Source organism: Thalassotalea sp. G20_0 (assembly GCF_017744175.1).
Lineage (GTDB): Bacteria > Pseudomonadota > Gammaproteobacteria > Pseudomonadales > Endozoicomonadaceae > Endozoicomonas.
The window spans coordinates 83,949-96,683 of sequence record NZ_JAGHQV010000023.1; the positions used below are offsets into that span (position 1 = coordinate 83,949).

Genomic DNA, 12,735 nt, shown 5'->3' on the forward strand with positions numbered 1-12,735 from the left:
CCATGAAACTCGACATTACCTCCTTTACCGGCGAAGTCCCCTGGCTGGACAGCCATCTGCTGGAAGATACGCAGGCCGAGACAGCTATTGACTGTCGTTTAACCAATGGCAGCCTGCGAGCCTACTACGCACCCGCCGATGAGCAGGCATTGAACGATACCCCACAGACCATCTATCTCTACCGCAATGAAGGCGAACGGTACTGGTTCGACTGGACTACGGATGTTGATGTGATCCGTTCACCAGTGGCAGATGATCCCAATAACCGGGTTTACTACACTGGCACATTGAAAGGTCCCCGTTACACCGATAACGGCCTTGCCTTGAATGGTGGCAGTGATTATCCGGTCAATGACCTGCAAATGGGCATACCGGAACCGGATGTAGCTCCCGTAGTCAGCCTAAGCGGTACGCCGTTAGAAAATGCGGAAGAAGTGGACGCTGAAACCCGCTTCTATACCTACACCTGGGTGGACCAGAACGGTCGGGAAGGACCGCCATCCTTGCCATCGGGTGAGATTGTGGTTAAGCCAGGTGAAACCGTGGATATTACCCTGGCATCAGGTCCTGGTTCCGTTGATCTGAATATCACCCATTTCAGGGTCTACACCAGTACCCAGGTGGGCGTGTATCAGCTCTGCACCCAGATAAACAACAATGGCATTGTAGCCACCGATACCCCGGTAGGCGTCACCAGTGTGGTGGATGAAACCCCGATGGATAGGCGGGGCGATATTCTGGAAACCATCGGTTGGGTAGCGCCTCCCAACAATCTGCAAGGGATAGTTGTGCTGCCCGGCGGCGTAGCGGTGGGCTTCTCTGGTAAGGAGCTGGTGTTCAGTGAGCCCTATCACTTATACGCATGGCCAGCGGCTTACCGGTTGGCCGTGGATTATGAGATCAAGTCACTGGCCGTAGCCGCCAACAGTGTAATCATTGTTACCGATGGCTATCCCTATGTGACCTTTGGTACCGAACCCAGTGCCATGACCCTGGAGCGTCTCGATACCGCCCATGCCTGCATCAGTAAACGCAGCATGGTGGATATGGGTGATATGGCACTGTATGCCTCGCCGGATGGACTGGTGCGGATCGCTGGCGGCCGGGCTGACCTGATGACCCGTAATATCATTAACCCGGAAGACTGGCGGGAACGATTCCAGCCGGACACCATCCACGGCTGCTTCCATGATGGCCGGTACTTTGGTTTTTACGGTGGTTCAATAAATGGCGGTGGATTTATTTTCAGCCCGGACAGCGGCACCTTTACCGAGCTGGGCACCTATGCCGATGCCTGCTTTCGTGATCTTCAGGACGACAGCCTCTATCTGGCCATCGGTAACACAATCAAGGCGTGGGACAAAGGCACTGAGTTGATGTCCTACCGCTGGCGCAGCAAAGTATTCCAGGGGAAACCTGCCGCCTTTACCTCGGCACGGATCATGGCCGACAGCTATGACAATCTGGGCTTTCGGGTGTTCCGGGATGGCGAACAGGTATTGGCAATACAGGTGGCTTCTGACCGGGGCTTCCGACTCCCCGCAGGCCGGGGCAGCCGATGGCAGTTTGAGTTGGAAGGTACCGATACAGTTACTGCCGTGATTGTGGCCAGCTCCATGGCTGAACTCTAAGGCAGCCAGTGAACGACATCTGACCGTTGATGCAAGATGCGCAGGATATCAGGACGATGATCAATCAATTGATAAAAAATCAGATGGGAGCCGATGGGAATACTGTAACAGCCTGGCTGGATATCCTCGCGGAGCTTGCCTGCTTTTGGATTTTCTGCAAGCCATACGAAACGATCAACAATCATACGGAGATATTGATCTGCCTGTTCAACATCCCAGTTATTCAGTGTGTAAAGCCAGATAGATTCAAGGTCTTCCCGGGCCTGCTGACGGATGGTATACATCTGACTCACAGGTGCTTCCCATGCAAATCGTCAAGCAGAGAGTCCACATTAAAATCATTAACCACGGGGCTTTCCAGGCCGGCTTTAATCTCTGCCCGAAGAGCTTCCAGTTTTGCTTCATCTTCTTCTAGCTTGCGAAGGCCCGCCCGGACGACTTCGCTGACAGACTGATAACGGCCTTGTTCTATTTTTTCAGCGACGAAACGGTCAAAGTGATGTCCCAGTGTTACAGAGGTGTTTCGGCTCATGGGCTGCCGCTCCTGTATTAATTATTAATACATAATAATACAGCGATACGATTGCTGCCATGTTTCAAATTCACATTCCAGGGTAACCATTTCAAATCATGGCAAAATTTCCTGCATTGCCTGCCACGGTAGACCGCTACGTGCGTGAGTTTCTGAACCGCCTTGCCGGTCGCAGTGGTAACGCCGGGGATAAAGCAGTGCTGCATAGTGAGCTGGCGGAGCTGGGGCTGGCCCATGAGATTGGACAGCGGCTCAGTCTGCCTGCCACCGCCGTAAGTTCCATTACTGACACTCTGGAACCTGCCGTGCCATCCGTTCCCGTGATCGAAACCGACCGGCCTGACAGCCCGACCAACGCCAGTGGCCTTGCAGCGACCGGCATCTTTGGCGCCGTGATTCTGGAATGGGATGCACCTGCCTATAAAGGCCATAACCACACCGAAGTCTGGCGTGGCCAGGTAGATGATCGGGAACAGGCGTCACTGGTCCATGAAGCCAATGGCAGCCGTTACACCGATGTCACCGGAAACACTACGCTGCATTATTACTGGGTGCGCCATGTAAACCGTGGTGGCCAGGTCGGCGGCTTTAACGCACTGGCCGGAACGTCAGGACAGGGAACCGCCATTATCAATCTGGCGGACCTGATGCTGGAAAGCCCGGAACTGTCCGAGCAACCCTTTTCCGTGCGCAATATCGGCACTGAAGAAGCGCCGGAATATGTGCTGATCTTTAATGGTTATCTGGCGGTAAACGGACCGGTGAATATCAGCCAGCTTAAATCCGGTGAATTACAGAATGGCACTGCTTTAACCGTGGGGCGTGGTTCTGTTGAGCTGAGTACCGGCACAGATGGTTTTGGCCAGATGGTGATTACCGGCAGTGGAGGCATTGCCAACAACGATTACCTGCTGCTGAAAGAGGGCCGGATTGAGTCCTTTATCTATTCCGAAACCGCCGGTCATATTCGCTACAAAGAGGTACGCCGAACGGAAAGCGGCGTGGCTACCAATGGCCAGGAAGTGGTGATTCCTGCCTATTTCAAAGCCATGCCAACGGTGAACCTCTACCCCCGTGACATTACGGTCTATAACGCAGACTATCCCGACCAGTCCCAGCGACTGGAAATGGATCACAGCGTACCCCAGCCCCATCCCAATATTGAGGGAGCATGGGTGTTTACTCCCTACGCCAGATTGCTGCTGGCCGATGGCACCAAAACCGATGCCAGCGGCAAGACCTATCTGGGCAGCAGTAACAGCCGATGGTGGGCGGTATACAACACCGACCAGGTGAAGAAAGTGACGGTCAACTGCCGTGTAGCCAGCCATCGCTCCACCGGTGAATCAACGGGCTACCAGAACCGTAAGGCCACCCTGACGCTGGAGTATCGTCCCGATGGCAGCGATTGGATCACCAGTGAATCAACCAGCGTCGATATTAACGAGTTTGAAACCCACGTATTGCAAGTCAGCAAAACTCTGACCCAAGCCAATTACGATATTGCCGTATCGCTGACCACAGAAGACCGGGAGGGGACGTTTACCAGTGGGTCGATTGATTACGAGTATGATCAGCGGGGCAAACTCGGCACGGCTCTGGATGTCACATTAAGTCCGGAGTTCACGTCATCAAAGTCTGCCACTTACGACATCACCATCAACAATCACGAACTCAGCGGCTGGGAAATTACCCGCATTGAATACACGGCCACGGTGGATATAAACATCGTTGTCAAAAATCTGTTCTACAGCAATTCATCTACCGGTTCTAACGGGGTCATTAAAGGTCGGGTCAGGGTTAAACTGTAAGCGCCAATTTAACCAGCGTAATAGCCAACCCTACCAGATCAGCTTATTCTTGAGATGCAGGGGTGAGGTTTCTGGGAATGTAGCCTTGGTCGTTGGCTTTGGGTGTCATTATGCAGATGGCTGCATTTTGAGAGTCTCTGTTATAGCTAACGTGAATGGGCTTGTCGTGTCCATAAAAATAGAGCCTGTCAAAGGAGAGCTGTTTGACGATCCAGGTGGCTACCTCCAGTGATGAGGTGTCCGGCACATGAAAATCGCAGGCGGCTCCTCCCCGGGAGCAGATGATGTCTCCCTTCCTGTTTTTTTCAAAGCAGCTGTGCTGATCCAGTTTGGGATAGATAGAGGGCAGCACGCCCTGTTCTTTGGCCAGTTTTTTTCTTGCCGTTGCCAATGGGGGGGAGCAAAAGCCATAGGTGATTTCCAGGGCACCAAACTGCTCATAAACCGGATCGAGTATATGAGTCGCCAATTCGGCAAGGGCTAGCCAGCTCTGATCAGCCAGTGGCAGGTTATCAACAGACGATGATTGCCAGGTTTCACCGCACTCGATCAGCTGCCGGTAGGTGAAGTGTTTGCTGCAGGGTTGGTTCAGCTGGGGCATGGTGAAACCTGCTGTTGCTTTTGATCAGAATAATCAAAGTGCAGCAGGTTTCCAATTACCTCGCAGGGTTGAGTGACTTTACTGTTAAGTTTTAGGGGCGTATGTGGCTATATTGATTATTTAGAGATCAGGATAACCAGAGCCAGATATTCTCTATACTCTGAAAGCAGAGGTTAGATCTGATCTTTACTGATGTAGTTATCGGTATAAGAACTTTTTGCCTCAGACTGAGGCGTTATTTCATTTATATTGGACTCTCTGATAACCCTGCCCAGTTGTTCGTGGGCTAAACCGTAGGCGACCGAGAGTCGATGGTAGTCTTTGTCTTTTAAGTCGGAAGCTCTCAAATTTTCTGGTTTTTCAAGTTGTATTTGGTCAAGTTTTACATGGGTATTATGGTTCTTGTTAATGGCATTAATAAACCGATTATATAGTGGATGTAAACTTCCTCCGCCGCATAACAGGAACTGTAAGGAACCCCATTGACCTAATTCGCTATCTATTTTTCCTCGTACTGGTGTGATCACATTTTCATATAGCTGAGGGCCGTATTGTTCATAGAATTGATGGTCGATATTGTCTTTGTTTTTTTGTCCGGGGAATCTTGCATTGTCCAGATAGTCATTGACCTTTTCTGGTAAAGGGATATGCAAGTTTTTGTTGATGGCTATATTATCAATTTCCTTTCTTAGCCTTGTGTAGGCAGGACAATTATTATCAATATTCTTATCTATCCATTCCAGTCTTTTCTGGTGAAGAATAGCAGTACCTTGTAACGTAACAGCCGACTTTAAGAAATTGAACTTTAATTCTGCTTTTGATTGTTTAATGACATTAACAATCGATGCATCAACGGTGCTACCACCAATATCAACCAGCATAAACTTGGGGCGATCAGTATCCCACTGGTCAGAGCTGACATATCCATGCAGTTCTGCTGCTATTTCAGGTATTACGTTGATAGCTTCAGGGTGGAAATTCTGTGTTTTATAGTATGCTGAGTCTTTTGAGCTAATTTTATTGATCTCTGATAACACCAGCTCTCTGTTTATTTTTCCATTTGCTTTAAATGATAAATTTGCGGAGCAGAGTAAAATGTCGTGAAATCTGCTAACTAAGGTTTCATCATTATAATCTGCGGCCGGTAGGCCCAGATTAATCAACCAGTCAAATTCAAATCCGGGGAATGTGCTGGCAGCGTTTTCCAGAAACCACTCTCTTGCACGGTGGATGATTAATGCCAGGTAGGCAGTAACATTTGCCAGTTCATCATCAGAGCAACCTGTCTTTCTCAGTAATGGCATTTTTAAATTACTGAATGTGTTAGCTGGTTCGTCGAGAGAATATAAACTGTTATTTAACGATATAGTGCTGGGCAAAAGATATGGGTTATTGTTTGAATTTGTGAAAGGGATTGCCCAGGCTATCTTTCGGCCTTGTTCCATGACGACGACTTTTGATGTTGCAGTGCCAAAGTCCAGTCCAATCACAACCTCTGTTAACCCCGAAGAGCCATCATATACCTGGTCTCTTGCTGGTTCATTTACACAGTAGGCCAAGGAGCTTTCTGATTGTTCAAGAAGGCGTTTTGGTACCTTTGTAGACTCGTTGATTTTGATTTTATACTTTTTTTTTGGTTTTCTGTTGATGTTTGCTTTGCTCTTCGTTACTTTCGTTTTTTTATTTGTTGGAGCTATGGAGTGTCTGCTTTCGAGGTTTTTGTTCGTTTCTATTTGATCGTTGTTTACTTTGTCTGATGTTGTTTTTATTTTTCCTGTTTTTTCTGTGATTTTACTCCCTGTAAGCTTTCTTATTTCATTCTTGAGTGAGGCGAGATTGTTGAATGTATTTGATTGTTGTTTCATTTGGGCACCTACTGCTAATGGTGAGCTTTATCTTCCTGAAACTCTGTTTTTCTTTCTGTCGCTATTTAACTTTAATTAGGTTTAGGATTACATCACTTGGTTCTGTATTTATTTTCCGGTTTTGATTGAACTGGATAATCTTTTGTTCACTGTTTTCTTTGATTTTTTTAATAAGCCCTTCATTTAATTTAATCATTTTGTCGTTGTTATTTATCTTCAGCTTTTCAATAGCCTGACGTCTGGATTGAATATCTTTTTCAATCTTGCCTTTTAGCGTATTAATCAGGAAGTTGACGCGATCCTCGTTTTCCAGCTGCATGGCATGACAATATTCGAAAAACTCATCATCGAAACGTAGCTCCAATTCATGGTACGAGTTAACTGCATGATCCGGTATGATCTCAGTATTGACATTGAGCCAATCCTCTCCCTTGTCGACACATACATTGACCAGTCGTTCAGCATCGTCTCCTGAGAGAGCGCAGCCGGTTTTTAAATTCAGCGCTTTATATACCAGTTTTTCAACCGTTCTGGCACCCGAGGTGCTCCAGCGTTTGCATAAAATAAGATATGTTCCGGAAGGGATTGATGGGATTTCATGTTGACCGATCTCAGAGGCAACCACCGGATGAAAGTCACCAACGTTAATTTGGCTGGCAACAAAACGCACCAGGGAGTGGGACTGATTGATTACTTCATATTTTGTATTGCCAAAATCAACCGTGTTACTGAAGCAGCAGATAATGCTTTCACCAGTATTTGAGCGTGCTAGCCTGGTACGGCTGAGTAATGGATTTTTATCCAGAAAGACCTGCATGGCTGACTTGGCTTCTATGGATAGTTCAATATTAACTTTTAGAGGGCTGGAGGAGGTTTTAACCATCTTGCAGCCAGGATACCGGTCTTTTAAAAAGTCCCTTATATAAACCCAAAGATGATTGCCATCGATAAAACGTCTCATTTCCCGGGCAGCGGTCACCCGGTTGAGTACATAATCCCCGTGGGCCGCCAAACCGGCCGCTTCTTCTTCCAGCTTTTCCTGCAATTGTTTTTCGTTGGCAATGGCTGAGGCCGTCTGTTCAATCTGGCTGATCTCTTGCTGTTTGGTCAGATCATGGCTTAACAGCTCATAGGTAAGGGAGCGAATTTTACTCCCCAGCACCGCTTCCATATCGCCCAGGGCTTGCTGGAAAATGTCCAGTCGTTTAAAGAGTTTGTGGTATACACGATCATCCAGTGTATCTTTATAGAAAAAATTCCAGATGATTATCTTTTCTTTTTCCTGGCCAATACGATCAATACGTCCAATTCTCTGTTCAACCCTCATCGGATTCCAAGGCAGATCGTAATTGATTAAAGTGGATGAAAACTGAAGGTCTACACCTTCACTGAGCACTTCTGTAGCCAGTAATATTCTGGGGCCATTGGCATTACGAAAGCGCTCAATTTTTTCAGCTTTTCCTTGATTCTCCCCTCCCATAAGTACGACAGACTCAATCTGGTCTTCTTGTAACCGTTCTTGCAGGTACCGAATGGTTTCACGATAGTAGGAAAAAAGAATGACTTTTCTACCCGGGTTGGCATTCCAGTAACTAACCAGCAGTTTTTTCAGTTTTTTATATTTACTGTCATGCTCTTTAAGCACTTCATAAGAACCGATTTCTTTGGCAATGCTCGCCAGTCGCTGTACAAGTGGCCCTACATGAGTATCAGGCAGTTTTTTTTCCAGGTCCGCTGTTGTGTCAAAAATAAGGTCGTTTTCAAATGTCACTATTTTGTTCTGCCAGGCTCTTAGTGCTGCTGGCATTGAGCTGCATAACTGCCTCTGCGGTACTGTCAGCATAAAGCCATCAAACAGTTCATACTGCTGGCAATAATCTCTCACGGCTTCAGTGATGGCCTGATAGAATTCAAATTCAACGGATGACATGGGTATTGTTTCTGCTTTGGGATCACGAATAACCTTTTTGCCCTGGACATCGCGCTTTCGGGTTCTGGTAATTACACTGCCCAACAGGTTTATTCTTTCAATGCGGTTGGCCAGGCTGATCCTGTAATTAACATCTTTCAACTGGCTGGGTGTTGGTGGGTACTCCAGCAGGCTGGTTAATTGCCGGTTTCCTTTCAGGAGAGGGTTCTGCAGACACTCGCGGGCTGCCCGGGTAATATGTTCTGCCTGGCACTGGTTTGCACGAAGGGCACTGGCCAAAGTAATAATGGGCTTATTAGCATTTAATAAATCGTCAAACGTCTGTTTATACTCGAAGTTTTCATTGTCGATGATATTCAGTAAATGAAACAGATCATCACTTCTCATTTGAATTGGCGTCGCGGAGAGAAGGACAATATGCGAGGTAGCTGCACGGATTAAATGACCCAGCTGATGAGTCTGGCTCTCCGGATTTCTTAAATAGTGGGCTTCATCAATAATCACACAGTCAAAAAGGTCACGTTCTGCCGACTGATTGCTGATGTAACGGGCCAGCTGAGCAGAACCTGATGTGTTTGATTCATCTTCTTCCCAGTCTTTTGGAGGCCGGGTTCCCTGAGTAGATGCGATCAGGGCAAACCCACTGTCGCGATATTCTTCATTCTCTTTGAGCTTGTCCAGCAATTCCCGGGCATTGCATGGATCCGCACGGATGCCAAAGCGATGCAGCAGTTCTTCTTGCCACTTATCTTTAAGAACAGCAGGACACAGTATCAGTAGCCGGTTGGCATCAACCCGGGCTCTTAACTCTGTCCAGATCAGCCCTGCCTCTATTGTTTTGCCTAAACCCACCTCATCGGCTATCAGGATTCCATTACTGGGAGACTCAAGGAAGTTCAGTACAGGCTTGAACTGATAGGGAAAAAATTCAGTATTGGTCGCCTCCATGCTGTAGATGACATCCGCAAGACGGCCTGTCAGTCTGGAGTGTGTTATAGCTCCCCGTAAGTTGATGGTCCCCCCATAATTGCCATTTACAATCAGGCTCTCATGAGTGGGGTTGTCTTCAACCAACTCAAGATTTTGCTCTGGAAAAAACTGTGCGGTATCTGGAAATTGAACCATCAAACGCTGTCTTCCCCTGATCGTTTGTACTTCTCCTGTCAGGACACCAATTTTATCTGGCGCACTTTTGAGACGAACACGTTGTCCCTGGTTCATTTACTGCCCTTTGATTTTCGAATAGTTCCTGATTCCGGCTGGTATACATACTGCCTGTAATTTTTAGTGATTCGCGTCAGATAGATTTACGAAAAAATAGAACGCTCCAATGAGTATAAGAAGCAACCAGCGTAGTAAAGTGGGTAAGTGTGACTTCCTGGATAAGGGGGTTGAATTGCCAGTTGAAGTGTCACGCTGGCTTTTTGACTGTTGGTTTTTCACGCCACATCTTTTCAATGTAAGTGCTCAATCACTGACGTCTTTAAAGCTTGTCATCTTCTTGTTCTGGTTGATGATTCACCATATAAGGCACCATTCTTGCCAGTTTTGATGTTCAGTGACGCTGTATAATCAGGCTATTCGGCTGTCGGCGAAAACCCTTGTTTCCTGTGGTGTTAAAACGGTCAATCTCAGGGTGCGGGGACAGGATCTTGTCCCCCGGTGGGTAAGACTTGGGATTCTTTTTTAGTATCAATCCTGAAGACGGGGTTACTGATTACTTTATGACCGAATGTGCCTCACGGGAGCAGCGGGAGCGGGAGTTATTTTATGCTGGATACTGACAATTGCATTTATGTCATAAAGAACTGTAGTGCGGGCAGAATGACAGAGTATTGTGCGCCCTGTGGATTCAGTCCATCTTTCCAGTGATTGCCCCTGGCATATGGAGTCACCGTTCGTAACCAGTGCAGCAGGCCTGGTAAAATCGGGGAAGATAACAGCAGCCCACCGTGATAAGGTGAAACTCAGGTCTATTACCCAAGCGGCAAAGTGGGGCTAATAACAACCGCAGTCAGAGCCGGGAGCGATTCCTATGATATCTCTGATGATTCATGAGCCTGATAGTGGGACAGGCCGATGTTGGATGGTCGGATATATCAAAAATAAAAAACTGACTGCCGGTAAGGAACTTTACCGGAATTTGATCCGAGATCTTTACTGCTGGTAACCCTTCTTACCGGCAGGGGTTTTACGAAGCCTGGTGATTTACAGCTCATCCTCTCTGCCTGCTGATTAGCTGTATGGTTCAATATTGTTGCTGCCCTGTGTCATGAGCGTCAGCAATTTTCGGTGAATAAACAGTTTTTCCTTGCCAGTCTGTCGTTCCTCCAAAACTCCAATACTGCATAACTGTTTCAGATAAGTGGATGCGGTTTGTCGTTTGGCTATATTTCTGCTGACCAGGCTGTCTATTCGGCAATAGGGCTGGGTGAAAATCGTCTGTACCAACTCATAGCTGTATATTCTGGGAAGCTGCTGTTGAATATGGTCGCGGGTCAAGCCCATTAATTCCCGGATACCGGCAATTTTTTCGGTTGTCCAGATCGCTGTTTCTTCGACTGCTTTCACCATATAAAGCAGCCAGTCCTGCCAGTTTTGATCACCGGTGACACCGGATAACAGGCGATAGTAGTCTGCCTTGTTGTTGACGATGTATCGGCTCAGGTACAGAACCGGTAAATTCAGTAATTCCTGCTCAATGAGATACAGAATATTCAGCACCCGACCCGTACGGCCATTGCCATCAATAAAAGGATGAATGGCTTCAAACTGGTAGTGAGCAATGGCCATTTTAAGCAGTGGATCAATATCATCCTCGGCATGCAGGAAAGACTCCCAGTTTGATAACAGGTCCCGAATACCGGTTTCACCCACTGGCGGTGTGTAGATGGTTTGTCCTGTGGCCGGATTAGTGAGCGTGGTTCCGGGCACTTTTCGAATATCCATCTGGTAGTGCTTGATAGTGCTGCAGACCTCAACCGCTGTGGTCACAGAAAGTGGTCGGCTTGCCAGTGACTTGTATCCCTGATACAGCGCAGTTCGGTACCGTAGCGCCTCTTTGGTTGCATGATCTGCCTGACTGTCTTCTTCGACATACTCAAACAGCTTGTCAGTGGTCGTTACAATGTTTTCAATTTCAGAACTGTCTTTGGCTTCCAGCAAGGGCAGCAGGTTGATCAACAGCGCCTGGTCGGGTAATAACTCAGCCGCTTTTTTTAGCCCGGCCAAAGCCGCCCGGGCAGGGATGCAGGCTTTAAGAGTTGTCCGGTTTTCTATTTCAGCCCGTGGGGGTAACAAGGGCAGCTGGTTATAGGGTTGCTCTGGATTCCACGTCATGTTTACAAAACCGGATTTTATCGACATAAAATCAGTATATGTTGATGCTATCGACATATCACCTTTTAATGTCAGTATTTTTCTTTGAGTGCTGTTTGTTTTGAAACTGATACACCAAGAGAGCTTGAAAAGGTGGTTTCTGCTGAGGGTCGGCTGAAGAAAATACTGGGGATTTTATCGAAAATCGATTAGCAGAAATTATCCTAAAAAAAACTTGTAAAAATATCGAAAAATTATAAATAAAGGCATATGTTTTCCTAAAACGATTTGAGCTAAGTTGTTGAAATGTAAGGATGACGCGCTAGCTTCAGGTGCTAGTGACTGTATGGTTGTGGAAGTTCGAGTCTTCTCCTGGGCACCAATTCTCAAAGATATATTGTGTAATTGACGGCAAAAAAAACCGGACAACTGCCCGGTGATATCTTCTCTCATATCTCTTCCCTTTTGTTATCTCGTACCCTGTACTTCCTGGGTTTTCCGGATATAGATTTTCTTTGCTTCCAGTGTTTTGTGGCCGGAGACCAGTCCTTCATGGTCAGACACGCCTTTGGCTTTCAGGTCGTGGAAGTGCCATTTCTCATTAATCAACGTGAGTTCGACGCTCAGAAAGCCATGGGTACACCTTCTGTTAGTACAGAAACATCAATATGAGGCTTTCTGGGTTGTCTGGTATAGGCTATGAGGCCAGCTATCAGATTTACAGCAAAGTTGAATGGGGACCAGTGGCGGGAGTGCTCTATCTGAGAGATGTTTTTAAGTTGATCGTTGACACTCTCTATGACAGCCCTTTTTCGCAACATCGCTTTATCAAAGGCTTTCAGCTCCTTTGGCTTCATGTTCTTTCTCACTTTCGTTACCAGATTTAGGCCTTTCTCTTTCAACCAATCCACTAACTTTTCTGAAATATAACCCTTATCCCCGTAGAGCCAGCCTGTTAAATCTTCAATAAGATCTGGTACTGGCTTTCGGTCGTCTGTGTTAGCCGTAGTCAAACAGAAAGATAAAATTTCTCCTGGATGATTGATG

Annotated in this window: 9 protein-coding genes and 1 tRNA gene; 3 read left to right on the plus strand and 7 right to left on the minus strand. The window is 47.0% G+C overall.

From position 1 onward, the window contains the following. Window positions 1–2 precede the first annotated feature (2 nt). Window positions 3–1,631: a hypothetical protein gene (locus J7438_RS15010; protein ID WP_209277179.1), complete on the plus strand. Its 1,629-nt coding sequence runs from the start codon at window positions 3–5 to the stop codon at window positions 1,629–1,631. On the opposite strand, the gene J7438_RS15015 is transcribed toward J7438_RS15010, so the two are convergent. Together J7438_RS15015 and J7438_RS15020 are read right to left on the minus strand one after the other, a co-directional pair. Further along, entirely contained in the window at window positions 1,628–1,915 is a 288-nt protein-coding gene (locus tag J7438_RS15015; RefSeq protein ID WP_286196608.1) for a type II toxin-antitoxin system RelE/ParE family toxin, read from the minus strand. The two genes, J7438_RS15010 and J7438_RS15015, sit on opposite strands and share 4 nt — an antisense overlap. Window positions 1,916–1,920: 5 nt before the next feature. Beyond that, window positions 1,921–2,163, minus strand: coding sequence for a type II toxin-antitoxin system ParD family antitoxin (locus tag J7438_RS15020; protein ID WP_209277181.1), 243 nt, complete (start codon window positions 2,161–2,163; stop codon window positions 1,921–1,923). Between the two features lie 98 nt (window positions 2,164–2,261). Here J7438_RS15020 and J7438_RS15025 point away from each other — a divergent pair, with 98 nt between their 5' ends. Beyond that, entirely contained in the window at window positions 2,262–3,974 is a 1,713-nt protein-coding gene (locus tag J7438_RS15025; protein WP_209277182.1) for a hypothetical protein, read from the plus strand. Between the two features lie 43 nt (window positions 3,975–4,017). Here the strand turns inward: J7438_RS15025 and J7438_RS15030 are convergent, their stop codons facing one another. From J7438_RS15030 to fic, 4 genes are all read right to left on the minus strand, one after another. Then, a complete protein-coding gene (locus tag J7438_RS15030) occupies window positions 4,018–4,575 on the minus strand; it encodes a hypothetical protein (RefSeq protein WP_209277183.1) in 558 nt (185 codons plus the stop codon). A 173-nt stretch (window positions 4,576–4,748) separates the two neighbouring features. Then, window positions 4,749–6,440 carry an acetate and sugar kinases/Hsc70/actin family protein gene (locus J7438_RS15035; protein WP_209277184.1) on the minus strand — a complete coding sequence of 564 codons (1,692 nt, stop codon included), beginning with the start codon at window positions 6,438–6,440 and terminating at the stop codon, window positions 4,749–4,751. Between the two features lie 61 nt (window positions 6,441–6,501). Further along, window positions 6,502–9,591, minus strand: a complete 3,090-nt coding sequence (locus J7438_RS15040) for an SNF2-related protein (protein ID WP_209277185.1) — start codon at window positions 9,589–9,591, stop codon at window positions 6,502–6,504. Window positions 9,592–10,605: 1,014 nt separating this feature from the next. Continuing rightward, window positions 10,606–11,709, minus strand: coding sequence for a protein adenylyltransferase Fic (fic, locus tag J7438_RS15045; RefSeq protein ID WP_209277186.1), 1,104 nt, complete (start codon window positions 11,707–11,709; stop codon window positions 10,606–10,608). Between the two features lie 270 nt (window positions 11,710–11,979). On the opposite strand from fic, the gene J7438_RS15050 reads away from it, so the two are divergent. After that, window positions 11,980–12,070 (plus strand) — tRNA-Leu (locus tag J7438_RS15050). Window positions 12,071–12,311: 241 nt separating this feature from the next. Here J7438_RS15050 and J7438_RS15055 read toward each other — a convergent pair. Beyond that, window positions 12,312–12,735 (minus strand): IS982 family transposase (locus J7438_RS15055; RefSeq protein WP_209277187.1); only part of this gene is annotated, 424 nt, incomplete at its 5' end.